This is a genomic window from Planococcus circulans, from assembly GCF_020023385.1.
Lineage (GTDB): Bacteria > Bacillota > Bacilli > Bacillales_A > Planococcaceae > Planococcus.
The window spans coordinates 178,751-200,212 of the sequence record NZ_JAIQCL010000001.1 but is presented as its reverse complement, the minus strand read 5'-3'; the positions used below and the strand labels follow the sequence as shown (position 1 = coordinate 200,212).

The window sequence follows — 21,462 nt, the reverse complement described above, 5'->3', positions numbered from 1 at the left end:
GAGACAAAAGCATGGATTATACAAAAGAATACCAATTGCAGATTGAGAAAATCCGGGAAGCTCTTGGTTGTGATATTATTGCGCTTGCTTTGGTCGAACCGGCGGAAAACTTGCATGTATTAAAATGGCAATACATTTCAGGCAACATAAGTGAACGCATAAAAAAAGTAGTGCTGCAATCAGGCAAAGGAATTGCGGGGGGCGTTTTTAAGAATGGCAAACCTATACTGGTGGCAGACGTAGAAAAATTTGCAGCAAAGGAAGATTTATTCAACTATCCTATCTTAAAACTTGAAAACCTAAAGAGTATTGGCGCTGCTCCATTATGGCATAGCGGAAGAGTGGTAGGGGTGCTGTTGGGCGGCTTCAGGGAACCCCATTTGATGACACCGGAAAGATTGCAGATGCTGATCAGCATGTCTAAATCCGATATAGGAACGCTGGACGGGAAGGAATTGATGTGGAATTGATTTCGGGGGGGAAAGATCAGTTAATTGACCTCATGCTGAAGATGTACGAAAACAGCACAGAAGCGATTTTCTTTTTTACAAGCGAAGGCAGTACCATTTCAATGAACCCGGCAGCCGAAAATATAATGGATGACCATGTACTGGAACAGCTGAAAAAAGGAGCCGAAAACGCCTTGTGCAATGTCTGCCGTGGGTATACCAGCGAAAGCGATCTGACAACCTGCAAAGACTGTTATTTCACAAGCTCCAATCATGAGGACTTCACCTCTTTTCAGGTTTTTCTGGAAACAGTCGGAAAAGGCATTGTTCCGTACGCAGCAACCTTCCATGTCATCGATGCGGAAAAAGGCACGAGGGTCTTTATCTTAAGGGATTTGTCGATGCAATTTGAAACACAAAACAAACTGCAGCAAAACAAAATGATGAAAAATGTCATTAAAGCCCAAGAAAATGAACGTAAACGGATTTCAAGAGAGCTGCATGACAGCGTTGCGCAGGAACTTTTAAGTGCGGTCGTGGATTTACGGGCACTCAAATATATGACAAATGATACAGAAGTCTTGAAGAAAACCAGCGAAAGTACGGCAACATTGATCCGGTTGATGGACGATATCCGAAATCTGTCTGTAGAACTGCGTCCCTCAGCACTTGATGACTTTGGACTGGAGGCGGCTTTCCGGTCCCACTTTAAACGGGTGGAGGAAAGTTTCGGCTTAACTATTGATTTTAAGTCGACGGTCAAACAGACCCGTTATGAAAATGAAGTCGAAACCGTATTGTATCGGATCTGCCAGGAAGCTGTTTTGAATGCGATAAAATATGCGCAAGTTGAAACTATCCAAGTTCATCTGTTCGAAGAAGGGGATAGCCTGCAGTTGAATGTAAAAGACGAAGGTGCCGGTTTTATTGTTGGAGACCATCCGATGGGCACGGGGCTTGGCCTATATGGTATGAACGAACGAGCTGAATTGGTATTGGGGAATGTTACCATCGATTCTGAAATCGGTAAAGGAACAACTGTGCATTTGCGTGTGCCTTTAGACGAAAAGCGGGAGGTGGCGAAGTGAAGATAATCATAGCGGATGACCACGCGATTGTACGCAGCGGGTTTTCGATGATCCTCAATTTTCAGGAGGATATGGAAGTGATCGCCATGGCAGCTGACGGAATTGAAGCTTACCAAATGGTAGCCAAGCATCAGCCGGATGTGCTGCTGCTGGATTTGAGCATGCCGCCTGGCGAGAGCGGATTAGTGGCGACGGGGAAGATCAAGGAAGATTTTCCTGATACCAAGATACTTGTGCTGACGATGCATGATGACGAAGAGTATTTGTTCCATGTATTAAAGAATGGCGCTTCAGGTTATATGCTGAAAAGTGCGCCGGACGAAGAATTGCTTCAGGCTATTCGCGTCATCTATAGTGGCGGAACTTATATTCACCCCAAAATGGCTACTTCATTGGTCCGCGAATTAGTCAACAAAGACCATAAAGCAAAAGAATCGGATCCTTTTGAATTATTGTCCAAACGGGAGATTGAAGTTCTGCCATTGGTTGCAAAAGGCTACGGCAATAAGGAAATTGCCCAAAAGCTCTTTATTTCTGTGAAAACGGTCGAAGCGCATAAAGCAAAAATTATGGAAAAGCTCCAGTTGAAGAGCAGACCTGAATTAGTGGAATACGTATTGAAGAAAAAACTATTGAATTTTTGACGAAAAGCTGGGAGTTGGTCTTTTGATGACAGAAAAATCGGAGCTTCGTTTTAAGGAACCCGGTATGAGGCTATTGGAAAATGAACATGCTTATTTAACGTTTTTAATGAATGAATGGCATGCGCTGGTCCTATCTTTTGAAGATGAAGGGCTTAGTCTGGAAGCTGGCCGTGAAAACATGAAGATTTTACGCCAAAAACTTTTTGAGTTTATTGAGCCTTTTAAAAATCATACCGACAAAGAAGAAGAATTCTTTTTTCCGGCATTAGGAAATTATATCGGATTCGAGCAGGGCCCGCTCGTCGGTATTCAAGACGAGCATCAGGAAATCGATGCGTATATCGGTCATTTCTTTCACCATACCCGTGACAATATCGACTTATTGACATTGGAACAGATGAAGACAGTTGCTCAGGATGCGGCAGAGGCATTTGAAGTCTTGACGGTCCATTTCATGAAAGAGGAAACCGTATTGTTCCCGATGGCTGAAAAAGCCATGAAAGCAGCTGATCAGGATGAATTATACAAAAAACTGAATACCCTTATCACCTGAAAGATTGAGGGGCTGTCCTAAAAATCATGGAAAATGATTTTGGGACAGCCTTTTTTATTGGTCAAGAGCTGGTCGGGACTACAAGGGCGCTTCCGCTTTTCTTGATTGTCCAGACTTCAGCGCCCAGATTCTAGGGACATAAGCCACTCTGGCTGTGTGGCTGAAAAAACGCCACTTCGCCAGCTCGTCCTATGCCCGTCGAATCTATACGGGCGCTTGCGCTTTTCGTATTTGTGTAGACTCCAGCGCCCAGATTCTAGGGACATAAGCCACTCTGGCTGTGTGGCTGAAAAAACGCCACTTCGCCAGCTCGTCCTATGCCCGTCGAATCTATACGGGCGCTTGCGCTTTTCTTATTTGTCTAGACTCCAGCGCCCAGTCCCTCGAGTCGCTTCGGCAATACCGACAATGGCAAAGAACGCCATTACCGGTATTGCCTCCAGCGCTGGTCGGGACTATACGGGCGCTTGCACTTTTCATATTTGTCTAGACTCCAGCGCCCAGATTCTAGGGACATAAGCCACTCTGGCTGTGTGGCTGAAAAAACGCCACTTCGCCAGCTCGTCCTATGCCCGTCGAATCTATACGGGCGCTTGCGCGTTTCTTATTTGTCTAGACTCCAGCGCCCAGTCCCTCGAGTCGCTTCGGCAATACCGACAATGGCAAAGAACGCCATTACCGGTATTGCCTCCAGCGCTGGTCGGGACTATACGGGCGCTTGCACTTTTCTTATTTGTCTAGACTCCAGCGCCCAGTCCCTCGAGTCGCTTCGGCAATACCGACAATGGCAAAGAACGCCATTACCGGTATTGCCTCCAGCGCTGGTCGGGACTATACGGGCGCTTGCACTTTTCATATTTGTCTAGACTCCAGCGCCCAGATTCTAGGGACATAAGCCACTCTGGCTGTGTGGCTGAAAAAACGCCACTTCGCCAAATCGTCTTATGCCCGTCGAATCTATACGGGCGCTTGCGCTTTTCTAAATTTAAGGGTTTCCCCTCCCAGTAGAAGGGCTCTCCCTTATTAAAATGCAGATACTCTCGGGATACAATGAAGGCAGGGAATCAATATGAAAAAATCGTAAAGAAAATTCAGTGGAAAAGGTGATTTTGATGATTAAGAAACTGCAATTGCCCCTTCAAACAATGAATCTCGTGGTCGGTTTTATGGTGTGGGTGATTATATCTTCCCTGATTCCATTTATCAGCGAAGATATAGCCATAGCTCCGGAAAGACTGGCTATCGTTACCGCTGTGCCTGTTGTGCTGGGTTCCATTCTGCGGATTCCACTTGGCTATTACGCCAATGTCTTTGGAGCGCGAATTATTTTTCTAGTAAGTTTTATCCTGCTTTTGTTTCCGGTCTTTTACTTAAGTGAAGCCTCCAGTTTTACAGACCTCATCATCAGTGGATTATTCCTGGGGATCGGGGGAGCAGTCTTTTCAGTAGGGGTAACCTCGCTTCCCAAATACTATACGAAAGAGAAACACGGACTCGTCAACGGAATTTATGGTGCCGGTAACATCGGTACAGCCGTCACTACATTTTCTGCTCCACTGATTGCCACACAGATTGGCTGGTCAAACACTGTCAAGATCTACCTGATCCTGTTGCTGATTTTTGCAGCATTGAATTTCTTCTTTGGTGACCGCCATGAACCGAAAGTGAAAACCCCTATTATTGAGCAGATTAAGGGTGTTTATAAAAATGAAAAACTTTGGTTCTTTTCCTTGTTCTATTTCATCACCTTCGGCTCTTTTGTAGCATTTACGATTTATCTGCCCAACTTCCTTGTCAGCAATTTCGGACTGGAAAAAGTGGATGCTGGCATGCGGACTGCCGGATTTATCGCACTTGCGACTTTTCTTCGGCCGATAGGCGGATGGCTTGCCGATAAACTGCAGCCTTTGTTGCTGTTGATGGGGACGTTCTTCATCTATACCATCGCCGCGATCGTGTTGGCTTTTTCTCCAACAATCGGAATTTACACAGTCGGTACGCTGGCTATTGCAGTAAGTGCGGGTATTGGCAACGGCGTCATCTTTAAACTAGTGCCGTTTTACTTCAATAAGCAGGCCGGTATTGCAAACGGAATCGTATCCATGATGGGTGGCCTCGGCGGATTTTTCCCACCGATCATGCTGTCGATTATCTTTTCAGTCACGGGTCAATATTCAATCGGATTCATGCTCCTCTCCCAAGTTGCACTGGCGAGTCTCGTGCTGGTTGTCTGGATGTACTACCAGGATCGTCTGCAGCTGGCAGCCGAAGTTTTCAAGTCAACCGGACAGGGCATTTTAGTGACAGACATTACGGGGAAAATAAAAACGGTGAATCCGGCATTTACTAAATTGACTGGCTTTGAAGAAGCGGATGTCATCGGCCAAAACCCAAGCATCATGAAATCCGACAGACAGCCAAAAGACTTCTACAAAGAAATGTGGCAGGAAATTGAGCAGAAGGGAATGTGGCAAGGGGAAATTTGGAACCGGCGCAAAAATGGTGAGGAGTACCTTCAATGGTTGAATATCAGTGCAGTAAAGGATGACACAGGTGAGGTCGTCCGTTACGTTGGTACATTCACTGATATCACTTCTGAATACAAGAAAAAAACCGGCATCATTCCAGTGATGACTACATGAACAAGAGACCAAAAAAACTCTTTTGTACGAATGAAGTGTTTAAGAAAGGTGGATAAGAAGATGATGGAACCATTGACCGATCAGCTGGGACGTCCAATGAGGGATTTGCGCATTTCTGTTACAGACCGCTGCAACTTCCGGTGTTCTTACTGCATGCCAAAAGAGGTGTTCGGTGACGACTATGCATTTTTGCCTAAACAGGAATTGCTGACTTTTGAGGAAATCCAAAGACTCACCAGATTATTTGTGTCGATGGGGGTTAAAAAAATACGATTAACGGGCGGAGAACCTTTATTGCGCAGGGGATTGCCGGAATTAATCAAAATGATCTTTTCAGTTGAAGGAGTAGAAGATGTCGGATTGACCACTAATGGCATGCTGCTTAAACGACATGGCCAGTCTCTGTACGATGCGGGACTCAGAAGGCTGAACGTTAGCCTTGACGCGCTGGATCCGGAATTATTCGGAAGCTTGAATGGTCGAGGGGTCAGCTCAGAAAATATTTTGGAACAGATAGACTACGCAAAAGCTCTTGGATTTGAAATCAAAGTGAATATGGTTGTCCAAAAAAATGTCAATGATGCGGAAATCCTTCCTATGGCTGCCTATTTCAAAGAACGGGGAATCACATTGCGTTTTATTGAGTTTATGGATGTCGGAAATGACAATAATTGGAGCTTTGAAAAAGTCGTAACCAAGAAGGAAATCCTCCGGAAGCTCGAATCGGTTTATCCATTAACGGCTGTCGACGAAGATTATTTTGGGGAAGTGGCCAAACGGTACCGTTATGAAGGCAGTGAAGCCCAAGTTGGTTTCATCACATCTGTTTCAGAATCGTTCTGTTCATCGTGTACAAGGTCCAGGTTATCGTCCGATGGAAAATTCTATACCTGTCTTTTTGCTACGGAAGGATTCGATATACGCAAACTTCTTCGGGATGATTGGGATGATCTACAGCTTCTCAATGCAATCGGTGCAGTTTGGAGTGGGAGAAGAGATCGGTATTCCGATGAACGGACTGAAGAAAGTGCCAAAAGCCGAAAGAAAATCGGCATGTCTTATATAGGAGGTTGATCTTTCGGGTATAGGTAAGGGAGAAATCGAACTATATGGATCAATACAGGAGGGAAAGTATGGAGAGCAATGGGTTAAAACAACCATCTTCGCGACATGAACATCTATGTGTATCCATCGTTCCAATTTTTAACCATCTTGAACCAGCCGAACTGGAAGAAGTCGCTGCTACAACCAAAGGACGAAAGTTGTCAAAAGGTGAAATTCTCTACAGGTCAGGTGAAAAATCCAATTCCTTGTACATTATCCATAAAGGGAAATTGAAAGTATACCGTTTGACTGAAAATGGCAAGGAGCAGGTGATCCGGATTCTGCAGCCAGGTGATTTTACAGGTGAACTGGCTCTTTTTACAGACAATGTCCACGATTCTTATGCAGAAGCGATGGAAGCTGCGGAACTGTGCACGATCAGCAGTAGAGACATAAACGACTTGTTTCTAAAATATCCGCAAATATCTTTGAAGATCATCAAGGAATTCTCGCTGAGACTGGATCAGACAGAACATCAAATGACCAGTTTTACGACAGAAGACACAGAGACGAGAGTCGCCTTGTATTTGATCCAGCAAGCTGAATCTAGCCAAAGCAAAGAGATCCGATTGCCGATGTCGCGAAAAGATCTTGCTTCTTATCTCGGAACTACGCCGGAAACGATCAGCCGGAAATTGGCCAAGTTTGAAGATGAAGGATGGATCCAGCAATACGATCAACGGGCCATCCGAATCGTGGATATGGAAAACTTGTCGCTATATAAATAGAAAGCCAGCAGCCAGCCGTATTTTATTGACGGGATTGCTGCTGGTTTTTTATTGTTAAGATTAGGTTATTCCCGATGATCCTGATAAATATCCTGGCGAGTCAGTGCTTTAGCCTCTTTAATTTGCTCGGGTGAAACCGGCGTATCGTATGCTTTGATGGTCGCTTTGAGCTGATCGGCTGAACTGGCTCCAGCGACGACTGAGCTGACCGTGTCGTGCTGCAATACGCTCTGTAATGCCAAGGCATGCAAATTGTCGTGGACTGCCGATAATTTATGGAGAGTGGTTTTCAATTCCTCCGCCCCATACCCCAGATAGCCGTCCATTTTTCCTGCCCGCTGAAGCCCTTCGCCGGTCAATAGGCCTTTCGCAAGCGACCCGCGTGTAACAACGGATTTTCCAGCTTGTCCGATGCGGTCGAGAAGTTCTTCCGGCCGGCGGTCCAGTAGGCTGTATTGCATCATGATGGAAGAAATATCACTTTTTTCGAGAAAGCGTTTGATGACGTTCGGCCGGATGGAGGAAATGCCATACGCACGAATCAGCCCTTCTTCTTTTAATTCTTCAAAAGCCTCAATGGTTTCTTCGGTCTCATCGGTAATCATGCCGCCATGCAATTGGTACAGATCGATATAGTCTGTCTGGAGCCGTTTTAAGCTCGCATGGATCTGTTCTTTGATATACGCTTTCGACGGATTCCATTTGACCTCATCTGATTGAGTGCTCCACTCATTGCCGACTTTGGTAGCTAAGACGATGTCTTTCCGGTGGTCTTTTAATGCTTTTCCGACAACTTCCTCGTTAATCCCTTTGTTATACAAATCAGCAGTATCAAAATAGTTGATGCCCTGTGCAATTGCTTCATCAACAATGATGCCCGCCTCTTTTGCATCTGTTGGCAGGGACATGCAGCCCAAACCGATTTCACTGACTTCAATCTCACTGGTACCTAAAAAGTTTTTCTTCATCTCTGCACCTCATTTAGTCTGTCCTACCTTATATGGTATACTTTTCCTCAGAGAAACCACAAATGAAAAGAGGATTCCCATGAAAAAATTTGAAGAAAAGACCATCCATTCCAATCGTTTATACGAAGGGAAAATCATTAATTTAAAAGTTGATGATGTATCGCTTCCTAATGGCCATACATCGAAACGTGAATTGATCGAGCATCCAGGAGCGGTTGCCATTATTGCCATTACCCCTGAAAATAAAATCATATTGGTGGAACAGTACCGAAAAGCGTTGGAACGTTCCCTTGTGGAAATTCCTGCAGGGAAGCTGGAACCCGGAGAAGCTCCGGAATATACTGCAATGCGTGAGTTGGAAGAAGAAACAGGGTATACAGCAGAGAAGCTTGTTAAAATACAAACTTTCGCCACATCTCCCGGATTTGCTGACGAAGTTGTCCATTTGTTTGCGGCGGAAGGATTAAGCAAAGCGACAAATGGTGCAGTACTTGATGACGATGAATTCGTGGAATTGATGGAAGTGACCCTTGAAGAAGCGGAACAAATGGTTGTAGATGAAAGAATATATGATGCAAAAACTGCATTTGCCGTGCTATGGGCAAAGCAACGAATCTCAATTGAGAATTGAAACTATTATTACTTTGTAACGATTATCATTAAAGAGCGGAGAGTATTGTTGTAATTGAGAACTCCCTTTTGATATAATAAAGGCAGTTTGAGGGAGGGCGTCGCATGGAAACCAGGATTGATCGGATCAAAAAGCAATTACACGCTGCGAGTTACAAATTGACGCCACAGCGTGAAGCGACAGTTCGAGTTTTGTTAGACCATGAGGAAGACCATCTAAGTGCGGAAGACGTCTATCTGTTAGTGAAAGACATTGCACCGGAAATCGGATTGGCAACGGTGTACCGAACGTTAGAGCTTTTAACAGAATTGAAAATTGTCGACAAAATAAATTTCGGTGATGGTGTGTCGCGCTACGATTTGCGTCAGGAAGGCGCAGCACATTTCCATCATCACCTTGTGTGTTTGGAATGTGGAGCAGTGGATGAAATTCAGGAAGACCTTCTGGAAGATGTGGAGAACATAGTAGAGAAACGTTGGAATTTCCAAATTAAAGACCACCGTCTTACTTTCCATGGCATCTGCTGGCGCTGCAACGACAGCAGTTCCCAAAATCCATCAGAATAACTGATGCCAAAAGGACGGCCCCCATACAGGCCGTCCTTTTTTTATGGGAAAATAGAAATGGTTATATGATTGGAACGGATAGCTCAAATGTGAAATGTAAAGGAGGCAGACGCATGAATTTTGGCAAAGATGCACTCGACGATTACGTGCATTTTCTGCGTGTTGAAAGACAGCTTGCGGATAATACACTGTCGTCATACGAACGGGATCTGAAAGCCTATTTGCAGTATTTAAAAGAAGTGGAACAATTGGAGTCCCTAAGCAAAGTCGAGCGCGTACATATATTGAATCATTTGCGCCATCTGAAGGAATCGACGAAAACTCCAAGGACCGTAGCCCGCCACATTTCATCGATCCGTTCATTTCATCAATTCCTGATTCGTGAACGGATCGTCGAAACGGATCCCACTGTTCATTTAGAGATGCCTCAAATGGACAAGAAGCTTCCGAATATCCTGTCTATTGAAGAAGTGGATGCTCTTATACAGGCACCAGCCACCAATAAAGCGAACGGTTTACGAGATCAGGCTATGCTGGAATTATTGTATGCCAGCGGAATGCGGATCAGTGAATGCATCAATCTGGATGTAGAAGACGTCCATTTAACGATGGGGTTTGTCCGCTGCACCGGTAAAGGTGGAAAAGAACGAATCATTCCTTTAGGAAAATCGGCGCTAAAATCCTGCCAAACCTATTTGGAACAAGGACGATTGGACCTAATGAAAAGCGGAGAAAAAACGGATGCCATGTTCATCAATCAGCGCGGCAAACGGCTGACCCGCCAAGGGTTTTGGAAACTGCTGAAGCAGCACGCCCAAAAAGCGGGCATCCAAAAGGAATTGACGCCGCATACGCTGCGCCATTCCTTCGCCACACACCTTTTGGAAAATGGAGCGGATATCCGCGCAGTTCAGGAAATGCTGGGCCACGCAGACATCTCCACCACGCAAATTTATACACATGTCAGCAAAACACGCTTAAAAGATGTTTATTCTCAATTTCATCCTCGCGCCTAAAAGAGGTCTGACTTCCGACAAGGGAACGGAATGTGGTAAAATAAAAATGAAAATAAGGAGGAAGACTTATGACAATCAAACCATTTAAACGCGTTCACTTAGTCGTATTGGATTCAGTGGGCATCGGTGAAGCACCTGACGCTGAAGCCTTTGGAGATACAGGATCAGACACACTTGGCCACATTGCAGAAGCGGTGGGCGGATTGAATATGCCGAATATGGAGAAACTCGGTCTTGCCAACATCGTTCCGGTGAAAGGGCTTGCAGCATCTGATGCACCCACAGCCTATTACGGAAAATTGCAGGAAGCTTCTGTCGGAAAAGATACCATGACTGGCCATTGGGAAATTATGGGCTTGAATATCGACACACCTTTCAAGGTCTATCCAGACGGATTTCCGGAAGAGTTGATCCGACAGCTGGAAGAAAAGACAGGCCGCAAAGTTCTCGGAAACAAGCCGGCGAGCGGCACTGAAATTCTGGATGAGCTTGGCCAGCAGCATATGGAAACGGGCGCAATCATCGTCTATACATCTGCTGACCCAGTCTTGCAGATTGCGGCTCACGAGGAAATCATTCCACTTGATGAGCTCTACCGCATTTGTGAAATCGCCCGCGAATTGACATTGGAACCGGAATACCTGGTAGGCCGCGTCATTGCGCGTCCGTTCCTTGGACAACCCGGGGCTTTTAAACGGACATCGAACCGACATGACTATGCTTTGGCGCCATTCGAACGCACGGTAATGAATGAATTGAAAGATGGCGGCAAAGACGTGATCGCCATCGGCAAAATTGATGATATTTACAATGGAGCAGGCGTCACGAAAGCCTTGCGTACAAAAGACAATATGGATGGCATGGATAAATTGGTTCAAGTCGTGGGAGAAGAATTTCACGGATTGAGTTTTCTGAACCTGGTGGACTTTGATGCGCTTTACGGACATCGCAGAGATCCGAAAGGATACGGAGATGCACTGGAAGCATTTGATGTCCGATTGCCTGAAGTACTGGAAAAAATGCAAGAAGACGACCTGTTGATTCTTACAGCGGATCACGGCAATGACCCGACGTTCCCTGGTACGGATCATACGCGTGAATATGTTCCGCTTCTCGCTTATTCTCCGCGCTTCAAAGGCGGCGAACAGCTGGAAACCGGAAAGACGTTTTCCGACATCGGTGCTACCATCGCTGAAAACTTCTCCGTGGCAATGCCTAAATTCGGCAAGAGCTTTTTGTCACGTTTAAACGGGTAATATTATAAATTGAATTAATTAGTTAGAATGAATACTATTCCGTTGCGGAATATCAACAACAATTAATCCAATAAGCTTTTGGTTCGACTATTCGAAAACAAAACTAAGAAGGCGGTAGAATTCATGAGAATGGTAGATTTGATTGAAAAGAAAAGAGACGGCAATGAGCTGTCGACCGAAGAAATCAAGTTCGTCATCACTGGCTATACAAATGGCGATATCGAAGATTATCAGATGAGTGCATTTCTGATGGCTGTCTATTTTCAAAACATGACAGAACGCGAGCGCGCAGACCTGACGTTGGCAATGGCTGAATCAGGAGACCAAATCGACTTGTCGGCGATCGAAGGCATAAAAGTAGATAAGCATTCCACGGGCGGAGTCGGCGATACGACTACACTTGTTCTTGGTCCTTTAGTGGCGGCTTGCGGCGTTCCAGTTGCAAAAATGAGTGGGCGCGGCCTTGGCCACACCGGCGGAACGATTGACAAATTAGAAGCGATTGACGGCTTTCATGTGGAGCTTTCAACAGAAGATTTCATCAAGCAAGTAAACGACCATAAATTGGCGGTTATCGGCCAAAGCGGAAATTTGACTCCTGCCGATAAAAAACTGTATGCATTGCGTGATGTAACAGGTACTGTCAATAGCATCCCATTGATCGCAAGCTCGATCATGAGCAAAAAAATCGCAGCTGGGGCAGACGCAATCGTCCTCGACGTTAAGACAGGCGAAGGCGCATTTATGAAAACCCCTGAAGATGCCAAGGAACTGGCACATGCTATGGTGGGGATCGGCAATGCTACGGGCAGAAAAACAATGGCCATCATTTCTGATATGAGCCAGCCGCTTGGATTTGCCATCGGCAATGCATTGGAAGTCAAAGAAGCGATTGAAACACTGCAGGGCAAAGGACCGGAAGATCTGACGGAATTGTGCATGGTGCTCGGCAGCCAGATGGTCGTTGTGGGAGGAAAAGCGGAAACGCTGGAGGAAGCCCGGACCATGTTGGAAAAAGTGATTGAAAATGGAAAGGCTTTGGAAATCTTCAAGCAATTCATTGCAGATCAAGGTGGAAATCCGGCAGTAGTGGACGATGTCACATTATTGCCACAAGCTGAATTTGTTACAGAAGTCCCTTCTAAAGAAGAAGGCTATGTTTCATTTATGGAAGCTGACGAAATTGGTACAGCCGCAATGGTGCTCGGAGCAGGCAGAGCAACGAAAGAATCCGAAATCGATTTAGCTGTCGGAATTGTTCTTCATAAGAAAGTTGGAGACTTCGTCAAAGCTGGAGAGTCGATCGCTACGATCTATTCCAACACAGAAGAAGTCGCAGAATGTTCTAAAATGATATATAATAGTATCGAATATACTAGTGAACCGGTTGAAAAAATCAAACTGATCTCAGCTTTGATAACCGATTGACAAAAAATCTTGCTGGGTAGTCGCTCAGCAAGATTTTTCACATACATACATTATCAGGAGGGGCTTTTATTGCATTTATACGGCACACAATCAATCAACAAGCAGGGCCATTTGACGATAGGCGGAACGGATTCGCTGGATTTGGCGAAAACTTACGGCACACCGCTTTACGTTTACGATATCCAGTTATTCCGAGATCGTGCCAGAGCGTTTCAGCAAACTTTTGAAGAAGCAGGCATCGGTTACCAGGTTGCTTATGCGAGTAAAGCATTTTCAACGATTGCCATCTACCAGGTAGCGGCGGAAGAGAACCTATCTCTGGACGTAGTTTCCGCTGGGGAATTGTATACAGCCGTTAAAGCTGGGTTCCCGGTCGAAAAGATCCATTTCCACGGCAATAACAAAAGCCTGGAAGAGTTGCAAATGGCGTTTGAAGTGGGAATCGGCTGCATCGTGGTCGATAATTTCCACGAAATCGACTTATTGAAGAAACTTTCTGAACAGTCCAAACGACCAATGAATATCCTGTTGCGTGTGACACCTGGAATTGAAGCCCATACACATGACTACATCACGACCGGGCAGGAAGATTCGAAATTCGGTTTTGATTTGAAGAACGGCCAAGCGGACAACGCATTCCAGCAAACATATGATCATGAATATTTGAAGCTGATGGGTCTTCATTGCCACATCGGTTCTCAGATTTTTGATACAGGTGCATTCCAGCTGGCTGCAGAAAAACTGCTGCAGAAAATGGCCGGCTGGAAAGAGGATTTCGGTTATACGTGTCCGGTATTGAACTTGGGCGGAGGCTTTGGAATTCGTTATACAGAAGATGACAAGCCGCTTGAACCTGCTGTCTATGTAAGGCAGATGATTGAAACTGTCAAACAGACATCTGAAGCCGCGGGTTATCCGATTCCGGAAATTTGGATCGAGCCGGGCCGTTCATTGATCGGCGATGCCGGAACGACGCTTTACACCATCGGCTCGATGAAGGAAGTGCCCGGGACACGTAAATATGCGGCGGTTGACGGAGGTATGTCGGATAATATCCGTCCTGCTCTGTACGGAGCAAAATACAGTTCATTGATAGCCAACAAGGCAAATGCTGCATTGACCGAACAATACACCATTGCAGGAAAATGCTGTGAATCAGGAGACAAACTGATCGAGAAAGCCGAGCTTCCTGTGGTTGAATCAGGAGACATTTTAAGTGTTTTCTGTACAGGCGCCTACGGCTATTCAATGGCCAGCAACTACAATCGCATCGCACGTCCAGCAGTTGTTTTCGTGGAAAACGGTGTACACCAGCTGGTTGTAAAACGTGAAACAAATGATGATCTGATTAAACAGGATCTAAGTTACTCCCAAAAGGCTGTCCAGAAATGAAAAAAGGGAACCTGGTCTTGTTGCTTTTTATCCTCGCGATGGCCATCGCATGGGGAATCGTCTACTGGGTCTTTTTTGCAGAAAATGTCATTAGCGGCTAAAGAATGCTCTCTTGAGTTATCCGGAGATCTATAGTAGTATGATAAAAGCCGCTTTTAGACGAAAATGAGGGATTTAATTATGCTATTCAGATATAAAAAATCATTCGAGAAAATCGCTATGGGGCTGATGTCGTTCATGCCGAAAGAGCGAGAGTTGAAAAAACTGCAGCAAACCATGCATATCTATGAAGAAAATCCGGATTGGCAATTATTCCTTTGGAAAAAAGGGGATGATTTTGTCGGGTTATTAGGTGTGGAAGTTGGCGAGGAATCCTATACGATCCATCATTTGTCAGTAAATCCTTCGCATCGCGGAGACGGAATCGGCCATGAAATGGTGGACAAGATCCAGGATATCATGCAAGATCGGAAAATGCTGGCAACGGAAGAAACCGAAGCATTTCTAAAAAAATGCCCAGTAAAAAAAGGCGACCTTTAATTTAAAGGTTCCGCCTTTTTTTTTGTTCACGTAAGCTGATGATGGAAGTACGGTCACGTAGCCTATGCTTATGCATAAGGAAATATGGATCCTGCTGCGTTAGAGGATGTTCAGAGTAATAGGCTTCCACAGCCTGTTTCAGCTCTTCGGAAATGATCGGAATTTGCTGGTCGAAAAAAGGTTTGCGTTCTGTGACAGCTTCAATCGACTCCGTTAAGATCCCGATCAGCTTTTCATGATCAAATCCTTCCACCCAAACGCCACCTGAAGCCAATTTGACCTTTGCGCGGATAAACGATCGCAATGCTCCCGGATAATTGCTTCTTCGCCAATGGTACATGCCGACTGCCAACTGGATCCAGCCGGTAAGTGGATGCATCTTGTCTTTGGGGGCGATGGACTTCCAGTATTCTTCGCCAACTTCGTGGCATTCGAAAAAATCTTTTTCTTGATTAAAATTGATGATGTATTGAATAAACAGCGGATGTTGAAGTGGATGCATTTTGATCCCCTTTCTACTATAATAAAGGTTAATTGCCCATTAATCGGGAACAATGAGTATTTTAACAGTCAGGTGGTAAAATCATGTCTTATGAAGTAAAAGTAGAGGCGTTTGAAGGTCCTCTAGATTTATTATTGCATTTAATCCACCGTTTGGAAATTGATATTTACGATATTCCTGTTTCACAGATTACTTCACAGTATATGGAACACATACGTGCGATGCAAGTCCTGGAATTAAATGAAGCCAGTGAGTACCTTGTCATGGCAGCCACTTTGCTTGCGATAAAAAGCAAAACGCTGCTGCCGGTCCATGAAGGGGAACTGGATGAAGTAGAATATGAATTTGATGAACAGGATCCCCGTGAAGAATTGGTCTCGCGGCTTGTCGAGTACCGCAAATTCAAGGAGGCTTCCGAGAAGTTGAAAGAGTTGGAAAGCAAACGCTCTTTCATTTATACGAAAGCCCCAATGGATTTATCGGAAATACAAGCAGCCATTCCGTACGATCAGGTCGATCTCGAAGTGAATGCGTACGACATGCTCGGGGCATTTCAGAAGATGCTCCGCCGAAAGCAATTAAAAGCGCCATTATCTGCGCGAATCGCAAGACAGGAAATTTCCATCAAACATCAAATGACTTCAATCGTCGACCAGTTGAAGTTATCAAAAGGACGTACGTCATTCAGTAATCTGTTTCCATCTGATGACAAAACCGTTTTAGTGGTATCATTTTTGTCCATTTTGGAATTGATGAAGCGGCAAGTAGTTGCGGTTGAGCAGGAAACCAATTTCACGGACTTGATGGTGGAACTGAGAAAGGACAAGTGGGAATATGAAGACGAATCTTTCGAGTAAAATAGAGGCTTTGCTGTTTGTGGCAGGAGACGATGGCCTGACGATGAAACAGCTCCAGTTTTTGACGGAAGCGGAGATTGAAGAATTACAAGCAGGAATCGTGGAGTTGGAGACACGTTACGCTGAATCTGTCAGCGGCATCTGTCTCAAAGAACTGGCAGGAGTTTTTCAACTGGTGACGAAACAGGAAGTGGCTGAAACGATTCAAAAATTGGTGGAAAATCCCACTGTTCAAGCATTGTCTCAAGCCTCCTTGGAGGTCTTGGCAATCATTGCCTACAAGCAGCCGATCACGCGGGTGGAAGTTGAAGATCTGCGCGGAGTTAAAAGTGAAAAAGCATTGCACACCCTTGCAGCAAAAGGGTTGGTGCAGGAAGCCGGACGGGTTGAAGGGACAGGCCGCGCCATTTTATATGGCACAACCAACGAATTTTTGAATTATTTCGGGTTGAAGAACTTGGATGAACTGCCTCCGCTGCCTGAGGAAGCGATGAATGATCTGGATGAAGACGCAGATCTTTTTATGACCAATTTTCAGCAAACCTTTAAAGAAGAAGTGAAAGTATAGAGATTCTCTGAAGGCTGAGCCATTGACAGTCTTCTTTTCTTTTGAGCTTAGCGCTTCCGCTTTTTAGCGAAATGTGACATAATTCCGAGAGGAACGAACGGCATATCGAGTTATTGTAAACCATTTGCAGTACTTGGCAGAGATGTCCGGAAATGTGCAATTGCACACTCTGGTTTCTTCTGCTGCAGTGTTTATCCCAGTAGGGTGAACGAGCACGTAGGCTTTTCGAAAAAAATACTAATGAGGTGAACTTATTTATGGAAAGATTACAGAAAGTACTTGCACATGCAGGAGTGGCGTCACGACGTAAGTCGGAACAATTGATCTTGGACGGCAAAGTAAGAGTCAACGGAAAAACGATCAAAGAATTGGGAGTAAAAGTTTCAAGCACGGATAAGATTGAAGTGGAAGGCGTTCAGCTTGAAAAAGAGCAGAAAGTCTATTATTTATTGTATAAGCCACGCGGTGTCATTTCTGCTGTTTCTGATGATAAAAACCGGAAAGTTGTTACGGACTTTTTTGGTGACATCGAAAAACGGATTTATCCAGTCGGGCGTCTGGATTATGATACATCCGGCTTGCTGATTATGACAAATGACGGCGAATTCGCCAATATGCTAACCCATCCAAAATTTGAAATTGACAAAACTTATGTAGCCCGCTTAAAAGGGATCCCGGAAAGAGACGATTTAAAAAAATTGGAACGTGGCATCAAACTCGAGGATGGCATGACAGCTCCTGCAAGAGTGAAGCTTTTGTCTGGAGATAAAAAGACGGGCAAAGCGATTGTGCAAATCACTATTCATGAAGGCAGAAACCGCCAAGTCCGCAGAATGTTCGAAGCGATCGGTTACCCGGTTCAGAAATTGAGCCGTGAACAATTCGCTTTCCTGACATTGCATGGCTTGAACGCAGGTGAATCGCGCGAGCTTTCTGCGCACGAAGTCAAACTTTTGCGTGTTTTGGCTGAAACGGGCAAGCGCGTCTAACGTTCACAAACACTTCAAAACTCCAGACTTGTGACTGTTTAAACTTTGTTATAATTAAGTTTGCATAATATCCCTCGAAGGAGGAACAAGTATGGGTGAACAGGTCAAACAAAAAAAGAACAGCAAGAAGCAAAAGAGAGCTGTGATGAGAACAGCCATCCTGGCGATACTGGTAGCTGCAATTGGCTACACCATCTACAACAGTGCAACGGCCAAGGATGTCAGCTTGCTTGAAGTCGGTGACAAAGCGCCTGATTTTGCCTTAGTGGATCTTGAAGGCAATGACCATAAATTATCGGATTATGAAGGCCAAGGAGTCTTTTTGAATTTCTGGGGTACTTGGTGTAAACCTTGTGCAAAAGAAATGCCAGCCATGGATCGGCAATATGAAGCTTTCTCAAATGATGGCGTTCAAGTGCTCGCAGTAAACATTGCTCAATCAGATTTTGAAGTCCAATCTTTCGCTGATCAATACGGTTTGTCTTTTCCAGTAGTGATTGATAAAACAAAAAGTGTGATGACGGCCTATAACATCAGGCCATTGCCAACCACAGTGCTTGTTAATCCGGAAGGGAATATCGAGCGCATCATTACAGGTGAAATGACTGAAGAGGATATTGAAGGGTTTATGGAAGAAATCAAACCTGAATAAGGAGATTTTTTGGATGGAAAATTTACAATGTCAATGTGGTCATGTAAATCCGCCCGGCACGAAGCTCTGTGAATCGTGCGGGCGGTCTTTGACTGAAAAAGATCAAAACAGCAAGTTGGTGGATATGCGCTACGAAGGAACAGCCAGACGTTCCCAAACCTATAACAAATCCATCATCGACAAAATCTGGAACTTTTTTTCAAGTGTAAAAGTAGGCGTCAGCATTATTGTCGTTCTATTGGTAGCTGCAGCCATCGGTACGATCTTGCCACAGCAGGCATTTGTACCTGCGACTACAGAAACTGCGATTCAGGAATATTATGCAGATACTTATGGCAGTATTGGCCGCGTCTATCATTTTCTTGGTTTTCATGACCTGTACAGCTCCTATTGGTTTATCGCGTTAGTTGGGATGTTGGCAATTTCGTTGGTGATTGCCAGCTTAGACCGTTTCGTCCCTCTTTATAAATCGTTGAAAAATCAACGGGTACTGCGCCACCCAAGCTTTATGGACAAACAGCGCATTTATGCTGAAGGCCCTGGAGCGGAAGATACGCTGCAAAAAGCAGAGACGAAATTGAAGGAATTGAAATACAATGTCCGCACGGATAAAAATGGGCTTTTAGCCGAAAAAGGTCGTTTTTCCCGATGGGGTCCCTATGTCAATCACATCGGCCTGATTATTTTCTTGTTTGGCGTCATGCTGCGTATGATTCCCGGCTTCTATATAGACGAAAGCCTGTGGCTGCGTGAAGGTGAAACCAGAGCCATTCCTGAAGTGCCTGGCTACTATCTGGAAAGCAAGAACTTCGAACTGGAAAATTACTCAGGTGAAGGCGAAGAAGAAGTGTTCGGCGAAGCGCTGGATCGTGTCGGCACGGTCGCGAAAAATTACCAGACCGATGTTGTGTTGTATCAGAAACCGGAAGATGCGTTGCCGGGTGCTGATGACAGCCAAGAAGTCGTAAAAGAATTTCCAATCCGAGTCAACCAACCGTTGAAATTTGATGGCTACGCCATTTACCAGATGGATTATCGTTTGGATGAGCTGAAAGCGATGACCTTCGCTTTGACCAATAAAGAAACGGAAGAATCGCTGGGTGAACTGACCATCGATTTGATAGATCCAGAAGATATCTATGAGCTTGAAAGTGGTTCAACTGTTGAATTACTGGGCTATTACCCGGACTTTTCAGGGTTTGAAGACGGAGAACCACAAACCGCAACCCCGTTGCCGAACAATCCTGGATTCCTGGTGGAACTGACTACTCCTGAAACACCTGAAGGAGAAACGAGCTTTATTACGATTCAAAACACGGTGGAACCTTTAGGTGAAAATGACTATAAACTAGCTTTCCAGAGTGTAGAAACACGGGATGTTTCAGGTCTGACAGTTCGAAAAGACAGCACGCTGCCGATTCTCGGACTTGGCGGTTTAATCTTTATGATCGGTGTAGCGCAAGGGATGTATTTTAACCATCGCCGTTTCTGGATTCAGCAGAAGGCTGATGGCACGATCTTGCTCGCTGGACATACCAATAAGAATTGGTTCGGTTTGAAGAAAGATCTTGATCAAGTTGTTGAACATGCGTCACTGCCCGCTTACACAGACCAGCAGGATGAAATCGACAAAGCAGAGAAAGCGGAAAAGGAAGGTGAAGCATTGTCATGAATTTAGCCGATTTAAGCTCAAATTTATTATACGTTGCCTTTATTGCCTATTTAATTGCGACATTTGTTTTCGGAGGAGCAGTAAAAGGCAATAAAGAAGGAACGTTCAAATCAGAAAAACGGTGGGGCAGAGTTGCCATCACCATCACTGTAATTGGTTTCATCGCCAATCTTGGTTATTTCTTTACTAGATGGGGTGCAACCGGACATGCACCACTTAGCAATATGTTCGAATTTACCACGGCTTTCGGCATGACATTGGTCGGCGGATTCATTATTTTGTATATTCTATACAAAACGCCGGTTCTTGGCATGATCGTATTACCTGTCGCATTATTGATCATCGCATTTGCAAGTATGTTCCCGAGCGAAGTCAGCCCACTGATTCCAGCATTGCAAACAAACTGGTTGGCGATCCATGTCAGTACAGTAGTTATTGCAGAAGGAATTCTTGCCATCAGTGCTGCTGCCGGTCTGATCTACCTATTGAAAGTAGTGGACCTTACCAAAAGATCCAAACAGCGTTTCTGGCTGGAAGCCATCATGTACTCGCTGGTACTGGTTCTTGGCTTTGTAGTAGTGAGCACGTTCTTCTCGGCAACAGGTTATGAAGCAGAGTTTACTTATGTGGACAAAGAAGGTGCAGATGCTGCCATCACCTACTCGATGCCCCCAATATTCGGCATGAATGAATATGTGGCTTTGACAGAAGATGCGATGACACCTCTTATCGAGACACCTGCACTTGTGCATGCCGGAAAGCTCACGACCGTGCTTTGGTCTGTGATTGTCGGAACGGTTCTTTATTGGTTGATTCGCCTGGTTTTCAGAAAACGCATTGCGGCTCTCTTAAAACCATTCGTCAAAAATGTAAATCTGCAATTGATGGATGAAATTGGCTATCGCGCCATTATTATCGGTTTCCCGGTCTTCACATTGGGTGCATTGATTTTTGCCATGATTTGGGCACAAATCGCCTGGTCCCGTTTCTGGGGCTGGGACCCGAAAGAAGTATGGGCTTTGATCACCTGGTTATTCTATGCAGCTTACCTTCATTTGCGTTTGGGCAAAGGCTGGCAAGGTGAGAAATCCGCATGGCTGGCTGTTATCGGCTTTGTGATCATCATGTTCAATCTGGTGGCAGTTAATTTAATCATTGCCGGATTGCATTCTTACGCGTAAAGCAGGATGAATAAATGGGCCTTTTCCGGAAACGGA

At 45.0% G+C, this 21,462-nt stretch carries 22 protein-coding genes; 20 read left to right on the top strand and 2 right to left on the bottom strand.

Annotated features, from left to right (window positions below; translation table 11 throughout):
• Window positions 1-11 precede the first annotated feature (11 nt).
• The 7 genes from K8U60_RS01100 to K8U60_RS01070 all read left to right on the top strand — a co-directional run bounded on the left by K8U60_RS01100 (window position 12) and on the right by K8U60_RS01070 (window position 7,208).
• The gene (locus K8U60_RS01100; RefSeq protein WP_223632989.1) at window positions 12-470 is read left to right on the top strand and encodes a GAF domain-containing protein; all 459 of its coding nucleotides are present in this window, start codon (window positions 12-14) and stop codon (window positions 468-470) included.
• 32 nt (window positions 471-502) lie between these two features.
• Window positions 503-1,537: a sensor histidine kinase gene (locus K8U60_RS01095; RefSeq protein ID WP_223634845.1), complete on the top strand. Its 1,035-nt coding sequence runs from the start codon at window positions 503-505 to the stop codon at window positions 1,535-1,537.
• Window positions 1,534-2,181: a response regulator transcription factor gene (locus K8U60_RS01090; RefSeq protein WP_223632988.1), complete on the top strand. Its 648-nt coding sequence runs from the start codon at window positions 1,534-1,536 to the stop codon at window positions 2,179-2,181. Before K8U60_RS01095 ends, K8U60_RS01090 begins: the two co-directional genes overlap by 4 nt.
• Window positions 2,182-2,206: 25 nt before the next feature.
• Window positions 2,207-2,734 carry a hemerythrin domain-containing protein gene (locus K8U60_RS01085; RefSeq protein ID WP_191714193.1) on the top strand — a complete coding sequence of 176 codons (528 nt, stop codon included), beginning with the start codon at window positions 2,207-2,209 and terminating at the stop codon, window positions 2,732-2,734.
• Between the two features lie 1,112 nt (window positions 2,735-3,846).
• A complete protein-coding gene (locus K8U60_RS01080) occupies window positions 3,847-5,376 on the top strand; it encodes a nitrate/nitrite transporter (protein ID WP_223632986.1) in 1,530 nt (509 codons plus the stop codon).
• A 60-nt stretch (window positions 5,377-5,436) separates the two neighbouring features.
• Window positions 5,437-6,450, top strand: a complete 1,014-nt coding sequence (moaA, locus tag K8U60_RS01075; RefSeq protein ID WP_223632984.1) for a GTP 3',8-cyclase MoaA — start codon at window positions 5,437-5,439, stop codon at window positions 6,448-6,450.
• Between the two features lie 59 nt (window positions 6,451-6,509).
• Window positions 6,510-7,208 carry a Crp/Fnr family transcriptional regulator gene (locus K8U60_RS01070; RefSeq protein ID WP_223632977.1) on the top strand — a complete coding sequence of 233 codons (699 nt, stop codon included), beginning with the start codon at window positions 6,510-6,512 and terminating at the stop codon, window positions 7,206-7,208.
• Between the two features lie 65 nt (window positions 7,209-7,273).
• Here the strand turns inward: K8U60_RS01070 and K8U60_RS01065 are convergent, their stop codons facing one another.
• A complete protein-coding gene (locus tag K8U60_RS01065) occupies window positions 7,274-8,176 on the bottom strand; it encodes an aldo/keto reductase (RefSeq protein ID WP_223632973.1) in 903 nt (300 codons plus the stop codon).
• A gap of 79 nt (window positions 8,177-8,255) precedes the next feature.
• On the opposite strand from K8U60_RS01065, the gene K8U60_RS01060 reads away from it, so the two are divergent.
• The 7 genes from K8U60_RS01060 to K8U60_RS01030 all read left to right on the top strand — a co-directional run bounded on the left by K8U60_RS01060 (window position 8,256) and on the right by K8U60_RS01030 (window position 15,005).
• Window positions 8,256-8,807 carry an NUDIX domain-containing protein gene (locus K8U60_RS01060; protein ID WP_223632966.1) on the top strand — a complete coding sequence of 184 codons (552 nt, stop codon included), beginning with the start codon at window positions 8,256-8,258 and terminating at the stop codon, window positions 8,805-8,807.
• A 104-nt stretch (window positions 8,808-8,911) separates the two neighbouring features.
• Window positions 8,912-9,373, top strand: a complete 462-nt coding sequence (gene fur / locus K8U60_RS01055; protein ID WP_006829823.1) for a ferric iron uptake transcriptional regulator — start codon at window positions 8,912-8,914, stop codon at window positions 9,371-9,373.
• A 113-nt stretch (window positions 9,374-9,486) separates the two neighbouring features.
• Complete coding sequence (xerD, locus tag K8U60_RS01050; protein WP_223632963.1) at window positions 9,487-10,389, top strand: site-specific tyrosine recombinase XerD; 903 nt, start codon at window positions 9,487-9,489, stop codon at window positions 10,387-10,389.
• Window positions 10,390-10,457: 68 nt separating this feature from the next.
• On the top strand, window positions 10,458-11,645 hold the full coding sequence (gene deoB / locus K8U60_RS01045) for a phosphopentomutase (RefSeq protein WP_223632960.1): 1,188 nt from the start codon (window positions 10,458-10,460) through the stop codon (window positions 11,643-11,645).
• 123 nt (window positions 11,646-11,768) lie between these two features.
• Window positions 11,769-13,073: a pyrimidine-nucleoside phosphorylase gene (locus tag K8U60_RS01040; protein ID WP_223632957.1), complete on the top strand. Its 1,305-nt coding sequence runs from the start codon at window positions 11,769-11,771 to the stop codon at window positions 13,071-13,073.
• Window positions 13,074-13,142: 69 nt separating this feature from the next.
• The gene (lysA, locus tag K8U60_RS01035; protein WP_223632954.1) at window positions 13,143-14,465 is read left to right on the top strand and encodes a diaminopimelate decarboxylase; all 1,323 of its coding nucleotides are present in this window, start codon (window positions 13,143-13,145) and stop codon (window positions 14,463-14,465) included.
• A 180-nt stretch (window positions 14,466-14,645) separates the two neighbouring features.
• Window positions 14,646-15,005 (top strand): GNAT family N-acetyltransferase, encoded by a 360-nt coding sequence (locus K8U60_RS01030; RefSeq protein ID WP_223632952.1) that lies wholly within the window; start codon window positions 14,646-14,648, stop codon window positions 15,003-15,005.
• A 1-nt stretch (window position 15,006) separates the two neighbouring features.
• Here the strand turns inward: K8U60_RS01030 and K8U60_RS01025 are convergent, their stop codons facing one another.
• Entirely contained in the window at window positions 15,007-15,507 is a 501-nt protein-coding gene (locus K8U60_RS01025; protein WP_223632949.1) for a DUF309 domain-containing protein, read from the bottom strand.
• An 83-nt stretch (window positions 15,508-15,590) separates the two neighbouring features.
• Between K8U60_RS01025 and K8U60_RS01020 the strand changes: the two genes are divergently transcribed.
• From K8U60_RS01020 to ccsB, 6 genes are all read left to right on the top strand, one after another.
• On the top strand, window positions 15,591-16,364 hold the full coding sequence (locus K8U60_RS01020) for a segregation/condensation protein A (protein ID WP_223632946.1): 774 nt from the start codon (window positions 15,591-15,593) through the stop codon (window positions 16,362-16,364).
• Window positions 16,342-16,932 carry an SMC-Scp complex subunit ScpB gene (scpB, locus tag K8U60_RS01015; RefSeq protein ID WP_223632944.1) on the top strand — a complete coding sequence of 197 codons (591 nt, stop codon included), beginning with the start codon at window positions 16,342-16,344 and terminating at the stop codon, window positions 16,930-16,932. Before K8U60_RS01020 ends, scpB begins: the two co-directional genes overlap by 23 nt.
• Window positions 16,933-17,189: 257 nt before the next feature.
• On the top strand, window positions 17,190-17,921 hold the full coding sequence (locus tag K8U60_RS01010) for a pseudouridine synthase (RefSeq protein WP_223632941.1): 732 nt from the start codon (window positions 17,190-17,192) through the stop codon (window positions 17,919-17,921).
• A 91-nt stretch (window positions 17,922-18,012) separates the two neighbouring features.
• The gene (gene resA / locus K8U60_RS01005) at window positions 18,013-18,573 is read left to right on the top strand and encodes a thiol-disulfide oxidoreductase ResA (protein WP_223632938.1); all 561 of its coding nucleotides are present in this window, start codon (window positions 18,013-18,015) and stop codon (window positions 18,571-18,573) included.
• 13 nt (window positions 18,574-18,586) lie between these two features.
• The gene (locus K8U60_RS01000; protein ID WP_223632935.1) at window positions 18,587-20,245 is read left to right on the top strand and encodes a cytochrome c biogenesis protein ResB; all 1,659 of its coding nucleotides are present in this window, start codon (window positions 18,587-18,589) and stop codon (window positions 20,243-20,245) included.
• Entirely contained in the window at window positions 20,242-21,426 is a 1,185-nt protein-coding gene (gene ccsB, locus K8U60_RS00995; RefSeq protein WP_223632919.1) for a c-type cytochrome biogenesis protein CcsB, read from the top strand. The genes K8U60_RS01000 and ccsB overlap by 4 nt, the downstream gene beginning before the upstream one ends.
• The last annotated feature ends 36 nt before the right edge of the window (window positions 21,427-21,462 follow it).

What these genes read in the sequence shown, in the direction of transcription:
- K8U60_RS01100 (WP_223632989.1), top strand. Translation starts at nt 12, where the DNA reads ATGGATTATACAAAAGAATACCAATTGCAGATTGAGAAAATCCGGGAA.
- K8U60_RS01095 (WP_223634845.1), top strand. Translation starts at nt 503, where the DNA reads ATGCTGAAGATGTACGAAAACAGCACAGAAGCGATTTTCTTTTTTACA.
- K8U60_RS01085 (WP_191714193.1), top strand. Translation starts at nt 2,207, where the DNA reads ATGACAGAAAAATCGGAGCTTCGTTTTAAGGAACCCGGTATGAGGCTA.
- K8U60_RS01080 (WP_223632986.1), top strand. Translation starts at nt 3,847, where the DNA reads ATGATTAAGAAACTGCAATTGCCCCTTCAAACAATGAATCTCGTGGTC.
- moaA (WP_223632984.1), top strand. Translation starts at nt 5,437, where the DNA reads ATGATGGAACCATTGACCGATCAGCTGGGACGTCCAATGAGGGATTTG.
- K8U60_RS01070 (WP_223632977.1), top strand. Translation starts at nt 6,510, where the DNA reads ATGGAGAGCAATGGGTTAAAACAACCATCTTCGCGACATGAACATCTA.
- K8U60_RS01065 (WP_223632973.1), bottom strand. Translation starts at nt 8,176, where the DNA reads ATGAAGAAAAACTTTTTAGGTACCAGTGAGATTGAAGTCAGTGAAATC.
- K8U60_RS01060 (WP_223632966.1), top strand. Translation starts at nt 8,256, where the DNA reads ATGAAAAAATTTGAAGAAAAGACCATCCATTCCAATCGTTTATACGAA.
- fur (WP_006829823.1), top strand. Translation starts at nt 8,912, where the DNA reads ATGGAAACCAGGATTGATCGGATCAAAAAGCAATTACACGCTGCGAGT.
- xerD (WP_223632963.1), top strand. Translation starts at nt 9,487, where the DNA reads ATGAATTTTGGCAAAGATGCACTCGACGATTACGTGCATTTTCTGCGT.
- deoB (WP_223632960.1), top strand. Translation starts at nt 10,458, where the DNA reads ATGACAATCAAACCATTTAAACGCGTTCACTTAGTCGTATTGGATTCA.
- K8U60_RS01040 (WP_223632957.1), top strand. Translation starts at nt 11,769, where the DNA reads ATGAGAATGGTAGATTTGATTGAAAAGAAAAGAGACGGCAATGAGCTG.
- K8U60_RS01030 (WP_223632952.1), top strand. Translation starts at nt 14,646, where the DNA reads ATGCTATTCAGATATAAAAAATCATTCGAGAAAATCGCTATGGGGCTG.
- K8U60_RS01025 (WP_223632949.1), bottom strand. Translation starts at nt 15,507, where the DNA reads ATGCATCCACTTCAACATCCGCTGTTTATTCAATACATCATCAATTTT.
- K8U60_RS01020 (WP_223632946.1), top strand. Translation starts at nt 15,591, where the DNA reads ATGTCTTATGAAGTAAAAGTAGAGGCGTTTGAAGGTCCTCTAGATTTA.
- scpB (WP_223632944.1), top strand. Translation starts at nt 16,342, where the DNA reads ATGAAGACGAATCTTTCGAGTAAAATAGAGGCTTTGCTGTTTGTGGCA.
- K8U60_RS01010 (WP_223632941.1), top strand. Translation starts at nt 17,190, where the DNA reads ATGGAAAGATTACAGAAAGTACTTGCACATGCAGGAGTGGCGTCACGA.
- resA (WP_223632938.1), top strand. Translation starts at nt 18,013, where the DNA reads ATGGGTGAACAGGTCAAACAAAAAAAGAACAGCAAGAAGCAAAAGAGA.
- K8U60_RS01000 (WP_223632935.1), top strand. Translation starts at nt 18,587, where the DNA reads ATGGAAAATTTACAATGTCAATGTGGTCATGTAAATCCGCCCGGCACG.
- ccsB (WP_223632919.1), top strand. Translation starts at nt 20,242, where the DNA reads ATGAATTTAGCCGATTTAAGCTCAAATTTATTATACGTTGCCTTTATT.